A 20,130-nucleotide genomic window follows, 5' to 3' on the forward strand; every position below is an offset into this window, starting at 1 on the left:
GAGGTTGAACAACATCAATAAAAATATAAATGCAATTTTGGGAGGACAGTGCTTGACATTGACAATGCTGCAAGCAATTTTCTGTAGGGTAACCTCCCTAGAACCCTTGTTTAAATTGTACTTAAGCCCAGCATTGCACGCAGGGTGAAAGTAATAAAGGCTAGCCCACCAATAAAGAAACCTAAAAGAGCAATCAAAGTAACTGGACGTTTTAACAATGGAAACAAAGGCTCAAACGTGTTCAAAAAAATACCTAAGATGAGCGAAATTAAGTAGCGGGGGTAGCGCAGGACGTTCTCCCAAAATCCATCAAACATTTATTTAGACTGCCTTGTTATCGACTATAAGTTTGTTTTCATCTGCTTGTTTAACTTAATTGTAATCGATACCGTATGAAAATTAATAAATTCCGATAAAATATGATTCTCAGTTATATTAGTTAGATTTAGTAAATTTAAGTTCTAATGAAATGGTAAGTCAAATTCCCCAAGAAATTTGCCCGCGTCCGTTTTTGAAGTGGGCAGGTGGTAAAAGTCGGTTAATTCAGCAATATATCCCTTATTTACCAAAAAAATATAAGACTTACTATGAGCCATTTATTGGTGGGGGTGCAGTTTTTTTCTACCTAAAACCTCAGACAGCAGTTTTAACTGATATTAACGCAGAATTAATTACTACTTATCGTTGTGTTCGCGACAGAGTTGAGGAATTAATCTCCCTTTTAAAAGAGCATAAAAATCAACATAGTAGAGAATATTACTATACTGTAAGAAGTAATCCTCAAGGTACAGATTTAGAAAAAGCTGCTCGTTTGATTTATCTTAATAAAACTTGTTTTAACGGACTATATCGAGTTAACTCCAAAGGTCAGTTTAATGTACCTATAGGCAGATACAAAAATCCTAATATCTGTGATGAAGGTTTACTGAGAACAGCTTCAGCAGCCTTGGCACACACTAAAATTAAACAAGCAGATTTCTTGGAAGTCTTAAATTACGAGACCAACAGCGATGATTTTGTTTTTTGCGATCCGCCTTATTACCCAATAAGTAGCACCAGCTATTTTACAAGTTACAGCCAAAGCTCTTTTGATAAAGAAGACCAAGAAAGGTTAAGAGATACTTGTGCTAAATTAGCCGATCGCGGCGTTAAAGTTATGATTTGTAATTCCGATTGTGATTTTATCAGGAAACTCTATAAAGAAATTAATTTTAACATTTACCCTATAGAAGCATCTCGTTCTATTAATTCTAATACAAAAAAAAGAGGAATGATTTACGAAGTATTAATTACCTCATATTAATTAAGTAGATTGAAATTCGCAGCCAAAAAATAAATTTACAATTTACTAGTAAGTTTATTGAGTAGCTAATTAATTAGCAATATTTATTTGACCATGCGATAAATCTATCTAATGTATAAACTGCTAATAAATTACGATTATATGTAACTTGTTGTCTCAACCAATTAATTGCACCTTCCCTCATCCCTTCTCCACCAATCACTACTATAGTTGGTGCAGTATAAGACTCTTTAATATTCAAATTTAAATAAGGAAACTTTTCATCAACAGAACCACCACTTTCTTGCCATTTACACTCAATAATTAATCCTGATGGACTGGTTGACGCGCCTACAACAAAAAAGTCAACCTTTAAAGCAGTTTGATAAATTCCTGCGCCGATATAAACCTGCTTCGCATAACGCTTGGGTAATAAAGTGGCTGTGAGAAGAAACTCTGTGGACACATGATTTCCTACTTGGAAATAATTATGTCCATTCAAAATTGCTTCTACATTTCCTTCGAGGATATTGCCAGATTTATTTGCCCGTGCGCCTTGAGTCATAGCCATACCGAATTACTCTGCCAAAGTTTCCTAAATTCTAGGATTTCATGGAAGTAGCCACTATTGGTATGTTACTTCATATGTATTTTCAATTTTTATATAGCAATCAGGTTATGAGCAATTTAATCTGACTAGAAAGCACGCTAGGCGTAGCATTTGGTAGTAAACAGTAGGTTAAGCAGTAGCTATCATCAGGGTTTGAACAAAAGATATAGTATCGCTTACCCAACAAAATACTTGTGTTCGATAAAGGAATCAGTGTTCTAAATTGATAACCGGATTAATCGAGAAAAACTCAATTTTTTAGTACCTTTGTACCAAGATGTTTTATTAATTGATGGTAAATGCAATAGAAGCAGCGACAATGATTAATTCCTAATGAACTACCCACAGTTGGCTCCGCCTGAACTGTGGGTTTCTACATCCCTCAGTTCGTTATTAGCGGAGACTTCCACAGATTTTTGACGCTTCTTCGCCCCTAGTTGCTTCATACTTCCAGCTTGCTGACGCGCCTTGGTGCATGAAGTAGAGCCAGACGACTCTGCGTCTACGAGGCTAGTTCCTAACCCCGGTAGAGTGCCTTTTGCCCAGTAAAGCATTACTTCAGCAGCAGCAATATCACGGTCTTGTTGATATCCGCAAACAGCACAATTATGGACTCTAATATCAAGAGTCTTTTTGTGCTGATGACCGCATTTTGGGCAAGTTTGACTAGGTTTTACTTTCTTGGTAGGAACTTCTACAAACACACCACCAATTTGCTCAACTTTATACTTGATGGTACTCCGAAGCATTCCAAAACCAACGTCAAGTATTGACTTATTCAAACCAGCTTTTTGCTTTTTGCGCTTGCCTTTCTTTGCTTTACTAGCCATGTTCTTGACTTCTAGTTTTTCAGTTGCAACGAAGCTATTACTGCTGACTATTTCTGATGCAACCTGATGTACCCAATTTTGACGCTGGTTAGCAACTTTACGAGTTATCTTGCTAACCTTAGATTGGGCTTTTTTCCATCTTCTAGAAGCTTTGATTTTTTTATTTCTATTTGGCGCTTGCTTCCGTCTTTTACTCTTAGAAGCTTTTTTGATTAGGTGTTCAGCGTTCCTCAAGAATAATGGTGCTTCAATTTGTTGATGATTTTCACCATCGGTAATTGATAATGCTGAATTACAACCTAAGTCTATACCAATTGCGCCAACTGGTAAAATATTTGGTTTTAGAACTTGGTCTAGCAAATCAACGGTAATAGATGCGTACCATTTACCATTTCTGTGAACAATGGTGCAAGTAGTAGGAGTTCCCCAAAACTTAGCCTGACCTCGCATCTGAATACGTCCAATCATAGAGAGATTGAGGTATCCATTCTCCCCATTAGATTCAACAGAGTACCCGCTTTTGGCTGGATATGTCCAACCAGAATAATGACGAATAGACTTAAATCTAGGGCGCTTACCTAAACTTTTAAACCATCTTTCAAAAGCAAAATCAACTCGTTTTAGAGTTGCTTGTAAAGCTTGAGAGTTAATTTCCTTGTACTCTGTCCAAACATCTTTAAATGCAGGTAAACAATTCTGTTGCTCGAAATAGCTAACAGAATGATTGAATTTTTGATATTGAGTAAATCTGTTATAAACAGCAGCGTTGTACAAGTCTTTGTGTAACTTTCGGTGATACCTCAAAGACTGTTCTATTTGCTTGTTTGGGTATAACCGAAAAGTCATTCGCCTTGTAGCCACTGATTTATTTGCCTCCTTTTTTGATTTGTTTTATGATATTACGGTTGACGTATAGGCTTGTCAAGTGGTTCCTAGAAAAGGTTCTCATTCAGTTTTTTCTATTCACCTACATCTTGTATTTGTGACCAAGTACAGACGCAAAACAATAACCGCGCCAATTTTGGAACGGTTGCATGAAATATTTGCTAATGTCTGTATCAAAACCAAGTGCAGACTAATCGAGTTTTCTGGTGAAATAGACCATGTTCATTTACTAATAGACTTTCATCCTGATAACAATCTATCTGCTCTTGTGGGTAGTTTAAAATCAGCGTCTAGTAGAGTTATCCAAAAAGAATTTTCAGAACATTTATCTACTTTTTATAGAAAACCTGTATTTTGGTCTGGTTCATATTATGTTGCTTCTACTGGTGGCGCACCAATCGAGAGAATCAAGCAATATATACAATCTCAAGAAACACCAGAAGATTGATCGGTTACTCCTCATACATACCATTCCCTTATCAACCTTGCGGTTGATTTTGGTCAGGTATGCAATCGTCGTAACCCGCTATTCATCCCTACCTTGCTTCGCTGAAGGTAGGGACTTTCGCGTTAAGTTAAAAATGAGGCGTACTTTCAGTAGTCTAATTCCTCAACTTGACTTTTGTGAGTAATTCTTCTTTAATGCGGTTGAGAATAGAAGCCTCATCCAAAGTTGCCAAAATTTTACTAATTACTGCTTTTGGCCCATCAGGCCCCCATGTTGCGCCATTTGCTAAATAAGCTTTAGTAACTTGACCAATTCCGTAAGAAGAAACACCCGCTACCCCGGCTTGAGTTACTGCTACTGAAATATAAGGGCCAATAGCAGCACCAGCTGTCGCTGACGCAGAGATCCCCAGTAAGGTTTTTAATCCACTCAAACCTAAATTTGCCAATAGTTCGCTAGCGCCAATACCGCCCATACTCAGAGCAATTTTTTGCAGCAATTGCACAGCACCAGCTTCCGTCATGGGAATACCGTAGAGTTTCGATAAGCCCACAATCAGCGAAATATCAATGACAATACTGCTGAGTATATCTACTACAGTAACTGGATTGAGAGCGATCGCTAATGCTTTAGTCATGACAGCTTTCCAAATTAGCGCATTGGCGTTCTGTTCTCGAATCATCAGTTTACGCTGTACTAGTTGCTCGTTGACAACATCTGCATACAGCATCGTATTTAAAGCCACTAAAGCTTTACCTTCACGCTGCAAAATCTCTAAGATTTTTAACTTCAATTCGTCAACTTGAGCATTACCTGTACGCAACTGCACACCTCTGCTACCATCAGGACGACGAACTGCTGTTTTGACTAATGGTGATGCTGCAGCCATGACAATTTCTAGAGGCGAGAGTAACTCTTTAACTCGCTCATCGCGAATTTTATGATAAATTGCCATCCGGTCTGCTTCCGGATACTGGTCTACTTTGTTAAACACCAGAATTATCGGTTTACCAGCTTCTCGCAGCTGCGAAAGGGCCTGGTGTTCTAACTTGGTCATGTCGCCAGCAATAACAAACAAAATTAAATCTGCTTGTTTTGCTATTTGTTCGGCTAATACAGCGCGAGTTTCACCATCAATCTCATCTAATCCAGGCGTATCAATTAATTCCACCTGAGATTTGCCCACGGCTGGTAAAGTGACTCTTAAAGCACGTTCAGTTTCTCCGATTGCTTCCTCGTTGATACTCCAATTTACACGCTGTGCATCACGAGTCACGCCATGTAGGGGCCCTGTTTCAAATACACTTTGCCCAACTAAAGCATTGAGTAAAGAAGATTTACCACGCCCCACCATACCAAAAGCAGCAATCTGTACCACCATGCGTTCTAACTTCCCCAGCATGGTATCTAAATCATTAATTTCCGCCTCTAAGCCCTGTTTTTCTTGGGGAGACAGGTCAAGATTAGCTACCAAATTTTGTAACGCCGTTTGTGCCCTTTTATAGTTGAGTTCCGTTTGAATATCTTCAAAACTAAAAATGGCACTATCTAGTTCTTCCTCCCAGTTGGGTGAGTCGCTGTGATGAGGTTCGGGCAATATCGAAGTCATGTGAATTTTAGATGTGAGATTTGGGATTTACCTCAGATCTGATCCTAGTTATTTTTAACCGTCTTTCACCATCCACAGGAGAAAACTCAAAATAGTTTCAATCGGTGGTAGGGGATAATCTGTGAAATCAATTGTCACCGTTTGCCCTTCCAGTTTGAGAAATCGCCATTGCGTACCACTGCTGACAGTACCGTAAACTGCGGTGATAGATTGTCCTTTGGCTTCATTGAATTTTTGGGCAGCTACCATTTCTGCAATACATTGTCCCAGTCCGGATTTTAAATCTGATTTTTTCGCTTCAACAATGACAATTGCAGGTGCTTCCACTGTTAATTGTTCTGGAGAACGGCTGATTAAAAAATCACAAATGCCATTGAGTCCAATACTGGGATCAACGTTAAATTCTTCCCCAGAAAAGACGCTAATTGAGGAATTGAGGATGCGGCGTATTTCCAACAGTACCGGATTAATAATTACTTCGGAACGGGCTTTTTCTGTATCGACAGCGATCGCCCAAGGTAAATCCTCTAAAATAGCTTGCAGTCTAGGGGAAGGATGTACAAGTTCAATCGATTCGGGAAAAAAGCGCACTCCCTCTACAGTGTTTAGGTGAAAATCTTGTTTCACTTTTTCAATGGTAAATTGACTGTAGGGCATAAATACTCATTTTCTCAATTTACTGGATAGCCTGAGTTTATCTTCATTATTAGGCGATGAGGGCTGGCGGATGGAAAATAAAATTTTTGTGATAAATACCCTGGTTTAGCCCTTCTTGTGCCCAATACTGCACTCCTACAGAAAGGAGTGTCCGAAAAAGTAGTAAATTGAAAAATGCATCTAGTAGCGTTAGGAACTTGACTAAATCACCTGTGCGGAAAATAGTTATTGCCGGTAACTGGAAAATGTTCAAAACTCAGGCAGAGTCCGAAGAGTTTTTACGCGGATTTCTGCCTCACTTAGAGGAAACACCCGAAGAACGTGAAGTACTACTATGTCCTCCTTTCACTGACTTAAGTGTTTTGTCTAAGTATTTACATGGTAGCCGTATCCAATTAGGCGCGCAAAATGTCCACTGGGAAGAAAATGGAGCCTACACTGGCGAAATTTCCGGCCCCATGTTGACAGAAATTGGTGTGCGCTTTGTAATTGTCGGTCATAGCGAAAGAAGACAATATTTTGGCGAAACAGACGAAACTGTTAATTTGCGGCTGAAAGCTGCTCAAAAGAGCGGTCTTACCCCCATTCTCTGTGTAGGCGAAACTAAAGAACAACGAGATGCTGGTCAAACAGAATCGTTGATTATCGGTCAGCTAGAGAAGGGCTTGGTCAATGTCGATCAAGATAATTTGGTGATAGCTTATGAACCAATTTGGGCAATTGGTACAGGCGACACTTGTGAAGTCACAGAAGCAAATCGGGTAATTGGCTTAATTCGTAGCCAGTTGACTAATGCGAATGTTTCGATTCAATATGGTGGCTCAGTTAAGCCCAATAATATTGATGAGATTATGGCTCAACCTGAAATCGATGGTGTTCTGGTAGGAGGCGCAAGCTTAGAAGCTGAAAGTTTCGCCAGAATTGTCAACTACAAGTAGTTTCCATTTTGCGGTTGTCAAGAGCCGCAGAGACGCGATTAATCGCGTCTGTACTCAAAAGTCAAATAGAATTTGAATTTTGAATTATTTGTCTCTCTAGTCCCCAGTCCCCAATCCCCAGCCCCCAATCCCTATTTCCTCACCCCTAATTTGTCTATGTCAACTAACTTAATGATTCGGGGACGCTGTTTCCAATGGGGACAGCAGACTTATCTCATGGGTGTCTTAAATGTAACGCCTGATAGCTTTAGTGATGGTGGTGAATTTCACTCTACTGCTGCAGCTGTAGCACAAGCCCAAGCACTAGTAGCTGCTGGCGCTGATATTATTGATGTCGGTGGTCAGTCTACCAGACCAGGAGCAGAGCAAATAACTGTTGTAGAAGAATTGGAGCGAGTGGTACCAGTTGTCAAAGCCCTGCGTTCCGGAATTAATATCCCGATTTCTGTAGATACAACTAGGGCAGATGTAGCTAGAGCATCTGTAGCTGCTGGCGCTGACATCATTAATGATATTTCTGGCGGCACTTTTGACTCAGAAATGTTGTCAACGGTAGCTAGTTTAGGCGTGCCTATTGTGTTGATGCACATCCGGGGAAACCCGCAGACGATGCAACAACAGACTGATTATAAAGATTTAATGGCAGACATTTATAATTTTCTTGCAAAACAAATAGCTGCTGCAATAGCTGTAGGCATTGACCAGCAGAAAATAATTATTGATCCTGGTATTGGTTTTGCGAAAAACTATGAGCAAAATTTAGAAATTTTTCGCCGCTTGCGGTCATTGAGAGCGCTTAATTGCCCTATTTTAGTAGGGCCTTCTCGTAAAAGTTTCATCGGTCGGATTCTCAATCAAGCAGATCCCAAAGCACGAGTCTGGGGAACAGCTGCGGCTTGTTGTGCAGCTATCTTTAATGGTGCTGATATCCTCCGAGTTCACGATGTGCAAGAAATGCGAGATGTTTCACTTGTAGCCGATGCTTTGTTTCGGCAAACAACACAAGATTAGTGAATATGTTGTAAATAAATATACCGATTGACTAGAAACCTAGCGATCGCAAAACCACCTAAATTCTACGCCACATATCTAGGTATTCCCATTACCATTGGGTGTGCCATTACCTTCTATATTTGTACTCTCAGCAATCATCTCTTTCATCAAATCACCTGATTTGCCAGGATCTACAAAGACAACTTTAGCGTTTTGGCTTTCACCTAGCCTGTAACTAGCATTGATGTAATCTTGAGCCACCAGATAACGCAAAATTTCCTTACTTTCAGGATTTGTGCGTAAAGCTTCAGCAATTATTTGCATAGAAGTCATAGTTCCTTCTGCTTTCTTAATCGCGGCTTGACGTTCTCCTTCAGCCTCGGAAATTAGCGCCCGTTTTTTGATTTCGGCGGCTCTTTCCTCTTCCATTGACTTCCGCACGCTTTCAGGTGGCGTAATGCGTTGAATATCTAAGCGGATAATCTCAACACCCCAACCAGATGTTGTATCATTCAACTGGTCTAAAATGGCTCTGTCCATCTCTGAGCGAGAGACATTGGTTTCTTCTACCGTATTCTGAGCGATAATTTCCCGGAGAGTGGTGTGAGCTAGCTGTACCAGTGCGCCTTGGAGATCATCAATAGCGTAAAAGCTCTTTTCTATATCTTTGATGCGCCAGTAAAGAATAGCATCAACTTCTAGGTAGATATTATCTCTGGTGATGACATTCTGGGGCTTAATGTCTATATACTGCTCCCGTGTAGTATCTTCCATGACGATCTGATCCACCAAGGGAACAATAAAGTTCAGCCCTGGACTTAATTTACGATGATATCGCCCCAATCGCTCTACTAAAGCGACATTCCCTTGATTAATCAGTTTCGCAGATCCTAAGGCATAACCTATAAGCGCTAAGACTATAGCAATAATTGGCTCCATATCTGCTCCTAATTTAGCTTTTGGAGAAATTTTAGTTTAAAGGACATGGTACTATCTTGTCCTAAATCTCAGTCTAATGTTTTAAGTTTGTAATTTTCCGAACACGAGCCGTAACATTGCGATCGCAAGTCTCAACTCGTCTTGTGCAGATAGGGCATTTTGCCTCAATGCAATCGCTATTAAAGCACCTTGATTACATACTGGCAAGGTCTAGGCCTCTCATAACAACGGTTTTCAACTCCACCATTGTATTGTTTGCTGAGTGTGGTTGCGATCGCATATTGACCAAGCCACGAAAGGCTTGACTCTTTAAGTTGACGCACAAGCAGTCATCAAAACCAGAATAACGTTGATTGATAAGTTTTACTTAAGCTGTGGTGACGACAACATAAGCATTGGTCACCAACATGACGACATTGGTCACCAACATGACGACATTGGTCACCAACATGACGACATTGGTCACCAACATGACGACATTGGTCACCAACATGGCGACATTGGTCACCAACATGACGACATTGGTCACCAACATGGCGACATTGGTCACCAACATCACGACATTAGTCACCAACATCACGACATTGGTCACCAACATCACGACACGTCAGTACCCCTACTACTCAGAAAAAAACAATTACCCAATCCCCAATCCCCAATCCCCAATCCCCAATCCCCAATCCCCATTCCCCAATCCCCAATCCCCATTCCCCAATCCCCCTTTTTCTTGCGATAATTCCAAGGGGTACGCGCTTTAAACAGGTTAGTCAAGGGGAGATCATGACTATCAAACGGTTGGGTTTAATTGGATTAACGCTGATTTCCTTGGTGTTGTCTGGCTTGTCTTTATTTGGCAGTTGGCAGGAACCTCAGTTTCAAAGCCGCTTGGAGTTGTACCAAACAAATTTGGCGCTGCAAGCACAAGCTTGGCAACCAGAAGAAAGCAGCAAAGAAAATTTACAAGTGGTTCGCGAAACCATACTGGGTGAGGAACCTCTGGAAAATGCTGCCAAGCAATATCAAGATGCGCGGAAATCGGTACAAACCAATTTGGAGAAGGCTAAAACTCAACTGGAAAAATTGCGTTCTCCTGCAGTTGACACTCCCGCACCGTCTAAACCTTTACCAGAAACTCGTCCCGGAGAAAATCCGGCTAATCCACAAGAGCAACAGTTGCAGCAGTCTATCAAGCAACTGCAAAAGTTATCGGCGGAATTAGATTTACGTCTGGGAATTTTACAAGCACAGCAGGGAAAAACTGAGACAGCAATTAAGACTTGGGATGATCTCCAGCAACGCTCAGATATTAATCCAGAATTTCCCGAAACCTCTGCTGTGTTAACCGGGCTGTGGAGTAATCCTCCCCGTTTGCTCCCCAATGCTCAACAGTTGATTCAAAAAAATTTAGATGGTTGGTTTCGTGCTACTGCGTTAGTGCAACTATACCAACTTCAGCAACGTCCTGATGCACTGGCGACAGTTAAAGCAGCACAACAAGAAGCTGCTACTCAAGCTGTAGTGAAATTAGCGGTGATTGGGATCATCCCCACCTTGGCAGCTGTAATTGGGATAGTACTGCTAATTGCAGTATTAGTGCAATATTTGGTGAAGGGAAAAGCCGCTTTACTAGCTCAAAATGCTGATGTAGCTTGGTCAACTCCTTGGGGTGGTGAAACGATTCTCCAAGTTTTTGTCATCGGCTTTTTCTTGATGGGGCAAGTTTTTGTGCCATTGATATTATCCCTGCTCCCCTTCTCTTTGAGTGGTGGTGATGTGCGCTTTCAGGCTTTCTCGGTTTTGCTGCGTTATATTATCGTCGCATCAGGCGCGCTAGCAGTACTATATTTATCGATTAAGCGCTTTTTCCCACTACCAGAATACTGGTTTCGCTTCAATCTTCGCAGTAATTGGTTTTTGTGGGGGCTGGGTGGCTATTGCGCCGCTTTACCGATAGTAGTGGTTGTGTCTTTGATTAATCAACAGTTATGGCAAGGACAAGGTGGTAGTAATCCCTTGTTACAACTAGCATTAGAAAGTCAAGATACTGTCGCACTAGGAATATTTTTTATCACAGCTGCGATCGCAGCTCCTGTTTTTGAAGAAATTCTGTTTCGCGGCTTCTTGTTACCTTCCCTGACTCGTTACCTTCCCGTGTGGGGATCAATTCTGCTCAGTAGCTTGCTATTTGCTGCTGCTCACCTCAGCTTATCGGAAATTCTCCCTCTCACTGCCTTGGGGATCGTCTTAGGTGTAGTCTACACGCGATCGCGTAATCTCCTCGCACCGATGCTTCTTCACAGTCTTTGGAATAGTGGCACTCTACTCAGTTTGTTTATTCTAGGTAGCGGTAATTAATTATACGTAAATTTACGGTTGCCGAAGCAGAAAAATATTTGCTTTCATCTCCATATATGGCAATAATATATGACAATCATTGCGGCTATAAAGCCAGCTACAGACTAGTACCGCAAGGCGGAAGTCAAAAGTCAAAAGTCAAAAGTCAAAAGTCAAAAGGTTTATATATCTGGGCTTTTGACTGTTTGAAACGGTAGCTTTATTTACGCCGTGTTGTACTAGATGTTAGAGACTATGTACTAGTATTTTTTAATCATTACTTAGTACTCAGCATTTTTTCCAGTCAGTACTTACCATCAATAAATGCTATTTTTAGGGTCAATATTGCTGATGGTAAGCTAAACCACATTTAGTTTGCATAATCTAAAATTGTATATTTATTGTGGGGTGGGCATCTTGCCCGCCCAATATATGCAAGTTAAATATGGAACAGCTTATAAACCACTTCAGCAATACCAAAAAATACATAGTAGATTTCTAGAGTGACATTGAGTTACCTCTAAGCCATATCAGCCCTTGTAGAGATGGGGATTAGCTTACCAAGAATTCTGTTTCAGAATGTTTGGCAAAGTAGCTAGCAATGATTGATGAGTTTTTGCACAATCTACTTCCATATATTTTGGTAGCGGAAAAATTGTTTCTTTTATGTGGAAAGATGCCTATACTGGTACTTTCCATAAAGTTTCCGTTAAATATATCCTCATCATTGCAGCCATATCCAAAAAATTCCGGACATAAAACTGATGAACTTGTAAATAGGGGTATTCCAACATAGGGGTATTTGCTGATAATTGAAAGTGAATTCTCCTCAAGAGAAAAATTCACCTAAGATTTGGCAAAACTCATCTGTTGAAATTTGTTACCTAAAGATACAAAAGTCAATCAGGTATCGAAGCACGATATAGTTCCAGACAATATCAAATAACCTCTGTTTCAAAAGTACCCGATTCAACATTTTGAACAGAAAGTTTAATTTGGGTAAAAAATTTAAGGGTGATAGTTAAAGGTTTTACTTTTCCTTTTTATCCTTATCTTTAACCCTTAACCATTATGCTGACGATTCCTCAGGTATCGTAACAATTTGGTTATGCTTATTTATCTAAATTAGAGCTTTTTCGTTAGGGAAAGTAAAAATATATTTCCTCAGTGAATATATTTACTACTTTTCTGAAAGAATCATTTAAAATTACCCCCTATTTCTCCAGGAGCAGCAGTCAATATGGCAAATCTCAACTCCAGCCAAGCGAACAAACAACTGATCGCTGGTTACTGTGGCATTATTTTCGGTGGTTTTGGAGTACATAAGTTTATTCTCGGTTATGCTCCAGAAGGCTTTATTATGCTAGTTATCACAGTAATTGGCGGTACTTTTACCTACGGCTTTACTTTGTTAATTATGCAACTTATAGGTTTGATTGAAGGCATGATTTACTTAAACAAGTCTCAAGAAGAATTTGTAGATACTTATTTTGTAAATAAGCAGGGCTGGTTTTAGATTTATAGCTCACAATCTCACTGATATTTCAGGCTATGTAAGCTAAATGCATATACAAATCCTAAATCATGCATAAATATTGAGATAACCGACTTTTATAAAAAGTCGGTTATCTGCAAACAATCGATATCATTAATAAAATAAATTTTCTGCAAACAACTCTATATATAGGAATCCGATTTGATTTCTGAAAAAATCTAAGTATATGTAGGGTGCGTTATCACGAAGTGTAACGCACCGTGTTCTAGGCTTTGGTGCGTTGCGCTGCGCGACAACACACCCTACGTATTTGTTCAAAAATCAAATATGAATCCTATATTTACATTTTATATCTACTACTATGCTCAACATCAAACATCAAAAACTTTCCTTAGCCTTTTTCTTGCTAGTTGGTGCGGCGTATTTCATCACTATGTCGAATCTAGAAATCAACTATTTTTTAAAAAGCCTAATTGCTTTTCTGCCTATCCAAATTGCAGCATTAGTCTATGTATCTTATAAGAATTGGTAATTGGTAATTGGTAATTGGTAATTTATAAATTCATTTATTATCCCCCTCATCTCCCCAGTCCCTAATCCCCGATCCCCAATCCCCAGTCCCCAGTCCCTAATCCCTAATCCCCAATCCCTTGTTTAAATTTATCTGCGACAAGCAGTCTTAGTTCCAGATTTCGCCTACCCTCAAATTAGGACGCTCATTACAAGCGTCCTAATTTGCAGCGAATTTAACTAAACTCTTGCCATGCAACTTGTTCCCAAAACGAATCTCACCCCAGAAATGATGCCCATTACAGAGAAAATAATTCTGGATGTTGGGGGCATGAAGTGTGCTGGGTGTGTGAAAGCAGTAGAAAGGCAGCTAACTCAACATCCAGGAGTCAAGAGTGCCTGTGTAAACCTGGCGACTGAGGTCGCAGTTGTAGAGTCAGAAGTGGGTGTAGTGGATGCTGAACAATTGGCAAAGCATTTGAGTGCCAATGGCTTCCCTACCCAGCCTCGAACAGCCGCCAGCGCATCAAATAGAGAAGATCCAGAAGCACGTCAGCGCCGAGAAATGCACTCTGCACTCAAGCAATTAGTGGTTGCTGGCTTGCTATTAGTTTTTTCAGGAATTGGGCATTTTAGTACGATTAGCGGCTCAAATCTGCCAATTTTAAATAACATCTGGTTCCATTGTGGACTGGCAACAGTGGCGATACTATTTCCTGGTCGCCCAATTTTAGTTGATGGCTGGCTAGGCTGGCGGCGAAATGCGCCCAACATGAATACTTTGATCGGCTTGGGAACCTTAACAGCCTATACAGCTAGTTTGGTGGCGTTACTCTTCCCACAAATGGGTTGGGAGTGCTTCTTTGATGAACCAGTGATGATGTTAGGCTTCATTCTTTTGGGGCGGACATTAGAACAACAAGCCAGAGGTCGTGCTGCGGCAGCATTTCGGCAATTGCTAGCATTACAGCCACAAGTAGCGCGGTTAATTGCTAACCCGGAGAAAATTGGGCAAGATGGTGCAGGTCGAGATGCCGTTATCGGTTCTGCTAGCATCGAGATTCCTGCCGAACAGGTACGGGTAGGGGAATGGTTACAGATATTGCCTGGTGATAAAATCCCCGTTGACGGTGAGGTGCGGTGGGGACAAACCACAGTGGATGAATCCATGCTGACAGGGGAAGCTGTACCAGTAATTAAGCAACCTGGAGATTTTGTTACAGCAGGTACGATTAACCAATCAGGCGCGATCGCAATTCAAGCCACCCGTACAGGTAGCGATACCACATTAGCCCACATTGTCGCCTTGGTGGAAGATGCCCAAACTCGGAAAGCACCTGTTCAGAAATTAGCTGATACGGTAGCTGGTTACTTTACCTACGGTGTATTAGCAGCCGCTTCATTAACCTTTGTCTTTTGGTACTTCTTAGGTGTTCACATCTGGCCAGATATTGCCATGTCCACCAGCATGGAAATGGCCCACCACTCCCCACTCCCCACTCAGCACTCAGCACTCAGCACTCATTATTCTCCACTCCTGATCAGCTTAAAATTAGCGATCGCAGTTATGGTGGTGGCTTGTCCTTGTGCTTTGGGTTTGGCTACACCTACAGCCATTTTGGTTGGGACTGGCTTAGGTGCAGAACGTGGTTTGTTAATTAAAGGTGGTGACGTTTTGGAACGCGTTCACCAGCTAGATACAGTAGTCTTTGATAAAACAGGCACGTTGACTACAGGTAATCCCACTGTTACAGATTGTCTGCTAATTGAAGAATTAGCCTCTGAGGGCGAATCTTCCTTAGTAACTGATCCCCAATCCCTCCTGCAATTTGCTGCAGCTGTAGAAAGCGGCACATACCATCCTCTTGCTAAAGCCATTCAGCAGGAAGCACAGCAACAAGAATTAACTATCCCTGAGGCTGTAGATTTTCACACAGAACCAGGACTAGGTGTATCGGCTGTAGTCCAAGGTAAAAATGTCTTATTGGGAAATTGGGAATGGTTGAGTTGGCACGGAATTGCCATTAGTGAGACTGCACAACAGTTAAGCCAAAAATTAGCCGCAGAGGGTAAAACAGTTGTTTGTGTGGCAGTTGGCGGGATTTTAACCGGAATTATTGGCGTTGCTGATACCCTGAGACCAGATGCGAAAGCTACAGTCGATAAATTACGCCAGATGGGTTTACGGGTGATGTTACTCAGTGGCGATCGCCAAGAAGCGGCGAGTGCGATCGGTAAACAACTGGGACTAAGTAGCGATGATGTGATTGCTGGTGTTCCCCCCAGCAAAAAAGCCGCTGCAATCCAATCCCTGCAGACTGGCGAGATGACGCACAACTCCAAACCAAAATCTATTGTGGCAATGGTGGGAGACGGAATTAATGATGCACCTGCTTTATCACAAGCAGATGTGGGAATTGCTTTATATTCAGGTTCCGATGTGGCGATGGAAACTGCTGCTATTGTATTAATGCGCGATCGCCTCAGCGATGTTGTGGAATCAATTCACCTCAGCCGTGCCACATTCAACAAAATCCGTCAGAATTTATTCTGGGCTTTTGCATATAATACAATTGGTATTCCCTTAGCAGCAGGTGTTTTGTTACCAAGCTTGGGTTTTCTCCTTAGCCCATCTGGTGCCGCCGCATTAATGGCATTCAGCTCAGTTAGTGTTGTTAGTAACTCAGTTTTATTACGGCGTTTGGCTCATCGACCGTAAATTTCTTTTAGGAGATAATACTCTCAACTCAATCGTAATTCTGCCTTTCCCGACAGATTGAAACAATTATCAGGATTGATGCATCTACCACATCTGTTGAGAATCTTCCTAAAATGAAAGTAACAGGAGTAGAAGAGTAATATTCTACTCTATCGAGTCAAAATGCACTTAAATGCTTATTAAAGCAGTACCACAGACTGTAATGCGTAATAATGGCAGGAAACTATATTAAACACATCTTCAGCAATCAAATTTCAAGCGATTTTAGCAACGACGCATCAATGGCCGCAGAAACCAACGAAAGCCATCTTCTGATTCTGGAGGACGATCAAGGTCGTAAGGAATTTTCGCTAGAAAATCCCATCTACTCTATTGGTAGAGACCGTGATTGCAATATCCGGTTAGTGTCGCAGTTTGTCTCTCGCCGCCATGCCACATTGGTCAGATTACCGCGTGAACAAAATGGCCAAAGCTATTATTACCGAATTGTTGATGGCGATGCTAAAGGCAAACTCAGTTCTAACGGTCTCATGATTAATGGACGAAAGACACCATCCCACGATCTACGAAATGAAGACGAGATTGTTTTTGGCCCGCAAGTACGTGCCATTTATTACTTGTTAAGAAATACTCATCGCTCAGGTATGACGGATGCTAGTGAGTATGATATTACACTAATCAATCCGGGTATGACTGATGATTTAGAGGAAATCTAAAACCCATAAAATTATCAAATTAGAGGCGCTTGCTCAAAGAATTTCAAGCAGCCAATGTCTTCATAGGCTGCTTACAGATACAGAAGCTGTAAGCTACCGTTTGTCATGATGAGTTGGACATGACAACATCTATTAAACAGAGTTGACTCGAAAAGCCTAGAGTCAGTACTTTTGAGCTAAATTCACCATTTAAAATTGGTATGAGTATAATTTTTGGCGCGTTGCTTGAGCTAGCTTTGCCTGAAGCTAGCCGCAGCCGATGCCTAAAATGAGATGTAGCAAAAATTACCCTGCTAAACTTTCAATCAAATGCCAATGGCGACTGTGTTCAATCGCCTGCTTGAGAAATTCAAACATTTGTCGGCAGTGATTATCTAGTTGGAGTGGCAGTTCCTCATTTTTAACCACAATACTCATGCGGGTTTCTGTTTCGGTGGCTGTCGATTTATCAATCAGTACTTCCACTTTAACCATTTTAGAAAATGAAACAGTCCCAGGTATCTCTCGAGCCATAATGTAATCGCCTGTGTAGTATTGAATATCCAATTCACAGTCTTGTAGCAAATCTACAAGCAACGGCTGGAGATGCTCAACAGGAACAGAAACAATAAATGAACAGGTATAGCGAGCCATAATAGCCCCACGCCTTGCAACACTCCGTCCATCCTATAATATCGAAGCATGTAAACAGCAAGTGATTACAGATTCATTAAAGAAATCTCATCCAAAATCTCAAACCAAGTCTTTTTACCCAAAAAGAAGAGAACTGGAAGCTGAAAATTTGATAAAAAACTTTAAAATAGGTTTTGGCGGAGGTAGAGGATTATGAAAATAGCAATTGCGGGAGCATCAGGATTTATCGGTAGTCGTTTGGTAGAACGACTCCATCAAGAAGGTAATAGGGTGTTAGTGTTAACTCGTAATACAACCTTTGCCAGAAAAGTTTTTCCTTCTCAAGCGTTCCCTAATGTAGAGATTATTGCTTATACACCCACTGTATCTGGCTCTTGGCAGGATGCGATCGCAGGTTGTGATGCTGTGGTGAACTTAGCCGGGGAACCCATCGCTGAAGAACGCTGGACACCAGAACACAAAAAAGAAATTCTGAATAGCCGTCAGCTAGGAACACAAAAAATTGTGGAAGCAATAGCTAAAGCTAACCCTAAACCACAGGTGTTAGTCAACGCCTCAGCTATTGGGTTCTACGGTACTAGCGAAACTTCTACCTTTGAAGAAACCAGCCAATCTGGAAATGATTTCCTCTCGGAAGTCTGTCTCGCCTGGGAAGCAGAAGCAAACAAGGCAAAAGATGCTAGCGTACGCTTAGTCATTCTCCGGTTTGGTATTGTCCTAGGAATGGGTGGCGCTTTGGGTAAAATGATTACTCCCTTCAAACTTTTTGCCGGTGGCCCTATTGGTAGTGGTAGGCAATGGTTTTCTTGGATTCATCTAGACGACGCAGTTAATCTGATTCTCCAAGCGATCGCTAAACCAGAAATGGAAGGCGTATATAATGCTACTGCTCCTAACCCTGTTCGCATGACAGAGTTAAGCCAAACTCTAGGACAAGTAATGCATCGTCCTTCTTGGTTACCTGTACCAGCTTTGGCCTTAGAAGCGCTTTTAGGAGATGGTGCAAAAGTTGTTTTGGAAGGTCAACAAGTGCTACCTAAGCGCACTATGGCATCAGGTTTCCAGTATCAGTATCCTGAATTACCACCAGCGCTTAGACAAATTTTGCAGTAAGTCAACAATCAACAATTAAACTAATCAGCCTGGAATTTGCGCGAAACCCAATTGATTAAACCACTCAGAAGTGCGCCTCCCATGAGAATCCCAATCGCGGGGTTAAATAAAGGTTGCCAGAGTTGATGCCACAAATCTAGCCCTAAATTGATACCAGAAGCGTCTCCAATAACTGCGATCGCAAACCAGGCAAAGCCAAACAAAACCAGAAATACATCTGCGACTAAAACAAAGTTTAGCCAGCTTAACAATTTATCTTTCATACAGGACTAGTGATTGAGGGTTAGGGACTAGGAGCTAAGGATGAAAAACTCAGCTTGATTTTGATAGTCTCAATCATTTTACTATCTAGACCTTAGCCCCTAGCCTCAGCACCTCTAATTATCAAACAGCCAGCCTTTGACTTTTGCCAAACTCTGCCAATCTGGTTTTCTAGTTAAACCATCTTCAATGCTGTTTCTGACTTCCTGTTCCCACTCTTGATTTACAAAAATTAACTGTTGGGCGAAATCAATATGTTGCCGCAAACCTTTTTGACCGGTTTCTAACATAGCTACGGCGAGATTAATTCTGGCTTGTGGGTCTTGGGGATTGAGCTTAACTGCCTTGAGTGCAGCTTTGTAAGCTAAGTTGGCTTTGTTGTCCAGCATATATAACCAAGCCAAACAAGTCCAAGCAGAACTACTTTTAGGAGAGCGATCGCAAACTTCTTTAAAAACAGGAATTAAAGAAGCAGCGCTTTCTCCTGCTTTATAGCGTTCTAAACCTGTATCAAACAGGGATTCAACAGTATTAGTCATTGGTCAGTTGTCAAGGGTCAAGGGTCAATAGTAAAGGATCATATAGTGAAGGATCAATAATTAAGACTGTTGACTGTTGACTGTTGACTGTGAACTACACACCAAATGACTTACCGCAACCACAAGTTTGGTTGGCATTGGGGTTAGTAAATTGGAAGCCGCCACCAATCATGGCATCGCTGTAATCCAGCATTAAGCCATAGAGGTATAATAAGCTTTTGCGATCGCAAACAATTTTGAAGCCATCATAGTCAAAAATCTCATCCTGGGGGGTAATCTTGCTGGCATCTTCAAAGTCCATCATGTAGGACATCCCAGAACAGCCGCCTTGTCTCACACCTACCCGTAAGCATAAATCTTGACCTTGCTTGTCACGGAGAGATTTTACTTGACGTAATGCGGTTTCGCTTAACTGAATTCCACGTTGTTGTGGCTGAGTGGCTTGTGTCATATGCTGTTGTAACTCCTAAATTGCTGTCACCAGTATGCTGGGGTTGTAGTTAGTGTTTTTGTATCCATTCTAGCGACATTGATGTCCCTGATTGGTAAATTGTAAAGACTGCGTCAAAAGCTGCTAAATATTTTTATTCTAGAATTGAGAGATTCGGTGCGTTTTAAG

Annotated in this window: 20 protein-coding genes; 9 read left to right on the forward strand and 11 right to left on the reverse strand. The window is 41.2% G+C overall.

All coding sequences use genetic code 11. The features are described 5' to 3' along the window. Nucleotides 1-110: 110 nt before the first annotated feature. Entirely contained in the window at nt 111-317 is a 207-nt protein-coding gene (locus tag AACU25_RS03880; RefSeq protein WP_096573991.1) for a DUF751 family protein, read from the reverse strand. Between the two features lie 152 nt (nt 318-469). On the opposite strand from AACU25_RS03880, the gene AACU25_RS03885 reads away from it, so the two are divergent. After that, nucleotides 470-1,303: a DNA adenine methylase gene (locus tag AACU25_RS03885; protein WP_096573992.1), complete on the forward strand. Its 834-nt coding sequence runs from the start codon at nt 470-472 to the stop codon at nt 1,301-1,303. Nucleotides 1,304-1,376: 73 nt separating this feature from the next. Here AACU25_RS03885 and AACU25_RS03890 read toward each other — a convergent pair whose 3' ends face one another. Continuing rightward, nucleotides 1,377-1,853: a PD-(D/E)XK nuclease superfamily protein gene (locus tag AACU25_RS03890; RefSeq protein ID WP_096573993.1), complete on the reverse strand. Its 477-nt coding sequence runs from the start codon at nt 1,851-1,853 to the stop codon at nt 1,377-1,379. A gap of 377 nt (nt 1,854-2,230) precedes the next feature. Next, nucleotides 2,231-3,568: an RNA-guided endonuclease InsQ/TnpB family protein gene (locus AACU25_RS03895; RefSeq protein WP_096573611.1), complete on the reverse strand. Its 1,338-nt coding sequence runs from the start codon at nt 3,566-3,568 to the stop codon at nt 2,231-2,233. 79 nt (nt 3,569-3,647) lie between these two features. Here AACU25_RS03895 and tnpA point away from each other — a divergent pair, with 79 nt between their 5' ends. Then, a complete protein-coding gene (gene tnpA / locus AACU25_RS03900; protein ID WP_096573610.1) occupies nt 3,648-4,055 on the forward strand; it encodes an IS200/IS605 family transposase in 408 nt (135 codons plus the stop codon). A 154-nt stretch (nt 4,056-4,209) separates the two neighbouring features. On the opposite strand, the gene AACU25_RS03905 is transcribed toward tnpA, so the two are convergent. Continuing rightward, nucleotides 4,210-5,664 (reverse strand): GTP-binding protein, encoded by a 1,455-nt coding sequence (locus AACU25_RS03905; RefSeq protein WP_096573994.1) that lies wholly within the window; start codon nt 5,662-5,664, stop codon nt 4,210-4,212. A 54-nt stretch (nt 5,665-5,718) separates the two neighbouring features. Next, entirely contained in the window at nt 5,719-6,321 is a 603-nt protein-coding gene (locus tag AACU25_RS03910; RefSeq protein ID WP_096573995.1) for a hypothetical protein, read from the reverse strand. Between the two features lie 212 nt (nt 6,322-6,533). Between AACU25_RS03910 and tpiA the strand changes: the two genes are divergently transcribed. Together tpiA and folP are read left to right on the forward strand one after the other, a co-directional pair. Beyond that, nucleotides 6,534-7,259 (forward strand): triose-phosphate isomerase, encoded by a 726-nt coding sequence (gene tpiA / locus AACU25_RS03915; protein WP_096573996.1) that lies wholly within the window; start codon nt 6,534-6,536, stop codon nt 7,257-7,259. A gap of 156 nt (nt 7,260-7,415) precedes the next feature. Further along, nucleotides 7,416-8,270: a dihydropteroate synthase gene (gene folP / locus AACU25_RS03920; protein WP_096583469.1), complete on the forward strand. Its 855-nt coding sequence runs from the start codon at nt 7,416-7,418 to the stop codon at nt 8,268-8,270. A 78-nt stretch (nt 8,271-8,348) separates the two neighbouring features. Here the strand turns inward: folP and AACU25_RS03925 are convergent, their stop codons facing one another. Continuing rightward, the gene (locus tag AACU25_RS03925; protein WP_096573997.1) at nt 8,349-9,191 is read right to left on the reverse strand and encodes an SPFH domain-containing protein; all 843 of its coding nucleotides are present in this window, start codon (nt 9,189-9,191) and stop codon (nt 8,349-8,351) included. Between the two features lie 367 nt (nt 9,192-9,558). Continuing rightward, a complete protein-coding gene (locus AACU25_RS03930) occupies nt 9,559-9,789 on the reverse strand; it encodes a hypothetical protein (RefSeq protein WP_096573998.1) in 231 nt (76 codons plus the stop codon). Nucleotides 9,790-9,971: 182 nt separating this feature from the next. Between AACU25_RS03930 and AACU25_RS03935 the strand changes: the two genes are divergently transcribed. From AACU25_RS03935 to AACU25_RS03950, 4 genes are all read left to right on the forward strand, one after another. Beyond that, nucleotides 9,972-11,546, forward strand: coding sequence for a CPBP family glutamic-type intramembrane protease (locus tag AACU25_RS03935; RefSeq protein ID WP_096573999.1), 1,575 nt, complete (start codon nt 9,972-9,974; stop codon nt 11,544-11,546). 1,219 nt (nt 11,547-12,765) lie between these two features. Next, nucleotides 12,766-13,041, forward strand: coding sequence for a TM2 domain-containing protein (locus AACU25_RS03940; RefSeq protein WP_096574000.1), 276 nt, complete (start codon nt 12,766-12,768; stop codon nt 13,039-13,041). A 742-nt stretch (nt 13,042-13,783) separates the two neighbouring features. After that, nucleotides 13,784-16,249, forward strand: coding sequence for a heavy metal translocating P-type ATPase (locus AACU25_RS03945; protein WP_096574001.1), 2,466 nt, complete (start codon nt 13,784-13,786; stop codon nt 16,247-16,249). Nucleotides 16,250-16,461: 212 nt separating this feature from the next. Continuing rightward, nucleotides 16,462-16,965, forward strand: a complete 504-nt coding sequence (locus AACU25_RS03950; RefSeq protein ID WP_096574002.1) for an FHA domain-containing protein — start codon at nt 16,462-16,464, stop codon at nt 16,963-16,965. Nucleotides 16,966-17,250: 285 nt separating this feature from the next. Here AACU25_RS03950 and AACU25_RS03955 read toward each other — a convergent pair whose 3' ends face one another. Next, entirely contained in the window at nt 17,251-17,598 is a 348-nt protein-coding gene (locus tag AACU25_RS03955; protein WP_096574003.1) for a hypothetical protein, read from the reverse strand. A gap of 192 nt (nt 17,599-17,790) precedes the next feature. Between AACU25_RS03955 and thyD the strand changes: the two genes are divergently transcribed. Beyond that, on the forward strand, nt 17,791-18,711 hold the full coding sequence (gene thyD / locus AACU25_RS03960) for a thylakoid membrane protein ThyD (RefSeq protein WP_096574004.1): 921 nt from the start codon (nt 17,791-17,793) through the stop codon (nt 18,709-18,711). 20 nt (nt 18,712-18,731) lie between these two features. On the opposite strand, the gene AACU25_RS03965 is transcribed toward thyD, so the two are convergent. The 3 genes from AACU25_RS03965 to AACU25_RS03975 form a co-directional block, all read right to left on the reverse strand. Beyond that, complete coding sequence (locus AACU25_RS03965; RefSeq protein WP_096574005.1) at nt 18,732-18,974, reverse strand: hypothetical protein; 243 nt, start codon at nt 18,972-18,974, stop codon at nt 18,732-18,734. A 114-nt stretch (nt 18,975-19,088) separates the two neighbouring features. Continuing rightward, complete coding sequence (locus tag AACU25_RS03970; protein WP_096574006.1) at nt 19,089-19,511, reverse strand: tetratricopeptide repeat protein; 423 nt, start codon at nt 19,509-19,511, stop codon at nt 19,089-19,091. Between the two features lie 94 nt (nt 19,512-19,605). Next, nucleotides 19,606-19,962 carry an iron-sulfur cluster assembly accessory protein gene (locus AACU25_RS03975; protein WP_096574007.1) on the reverse strand — a complete coding sequence of 119 codons (357 nt, stop codon included), beginning with the start codon at nt 19,960-19,962 and terminating at the stop codon, nt 19,606-19,608. Nucleotides 19,963-20,130: the final 168 nt, after the last annotated feature.

The organism is Tolypothrix tenuis PCC 7101, from assembly GCF_963874875.1.
GTDB classification, from domain to species: Bacteria; Cyanobacteriota; Cyanobacteriia; order Cyanobacteriales; family Nostocaceae; genus Aulosira; species Aulosira tenue.

Coding starts and splice junctions, on each gene's coding strand:
- AACU25_RS03880 (WP_096573991.1), bottom strand. CDS start 317: ATGTTTGATGGATTTTGGGAGAACGTCCTGCGCTACCCCCGCTACTTA.
- AACU25_RS03885 (WP_096573992.1), top strand. CDS start 470: ATGGTAAGTCAAATTCCCCAAGAAATTTGCCCGCGTCCGTTTTTGAAG.
- AACU25_RS03890 (WP_096573993.1), bottom strand. CDS start 1,853: ATGGCTATGACTCAAGGCGCACGGGCAAATAAATCTGGCAATATCCTC.
- AACU25_RS03895 (WP_096573611.1), bottom strand. CDS start 3,568: ATGACTTTTCGGTTATACCCAAACAAGCAAATAGAACAGTCTTTGAGG.
- AACU25_RS03905 (WP_096573994.1), bottom strand. CDS start 5,664: ATGACTTCGATATTGCCCGAACCTCATCACAGCGACTCACCCAACTGG.
- AACU25_RS03910 (WP_096573995.1), bottom strand. CDS start 6,321: ATGCCCTACAGTCAATTTACCATTGAAAAAGTGAAACAAGATTTTCAC.
- folP (WP_096583469.1), top strand. CDS start 7,416: ATGTCAACTAACTTAATGATTCGGGGACGCTGTTTCCAATGGGGACAG.
- AACU25_RS03925 (WP_096573997.1), bottom strand. CDS start 9,191: ATGGAGCCAATTATTGCTATAGTCTTAGCGCTTATAGGTTATGCCTTA.
- AACU25_RS03930 (WP_096573998.1), bottom strand. CDS start 9,789: ATGTTGGTGACCAATGTCGTGATGTTGGTGACTAATGTCGTGATGTTG.
- AACU25_RS03935 (WP_096573999.1), top strand. CDS start 9,972: ATGACTATCAAACGGTTGGGTTTAATTGGATTAACGCTGATTTCCTTG.
- AACU25_RS03940 (WP_096574000.1), top strand. CDS start 12,766: ATGGCAAATCTCAACTCCAGCCAAGCGAACAAACAACTGATCGCTGGT.
- AACU25_RS03945 (WP_096574001.1), top strand. CDS start 13,784: ATGCAACTTGTTCCCAAAACGAATCTCACCCCAGAAATGATGCCCATT.
- AACU25_RS03950 (WP_096574002.1), top strand. CDS start 16,462: ATGGCAGGAAACTATATTAAACACATCTTCAGCAATCAAATTTCAAGC.
- AACU25_RS03955 (WP_096574003.1), bottom strand. CDS start 17,598: ATGGCTCGCTATACCTGTTCATTTATTGTTTCTGTTCCTGTTGAGCAT.
- thyD (WP_096574004.1), top strand. CDS start 17,791: ATGAAAATAGCAATTGCGGGAGCATCAGGATTTATCGGTAGTCGTTTG.
- AACU25_RS03965 (WP_096574005.1), bottom strand. CDS start 18,974: ATGAAAGATAAATTGTTAAGCTGGCTAAACTTTGTTTTAGTCGCAGAT.
- AACU25_RS03970 (WP_096574006.1), bottom strand. CDS start 19,511: ATGACTAATACTGTTGAATCCCTGTTTGATACAGGTTTAGAACGCTAT.
- AACU25_RS03975 (WP_096574007.1), bottom strand. CDS start 19,962: ATGACACAAGCCACTCAGCCACAACAACGTGGAATTCAGTTAAGCGAA.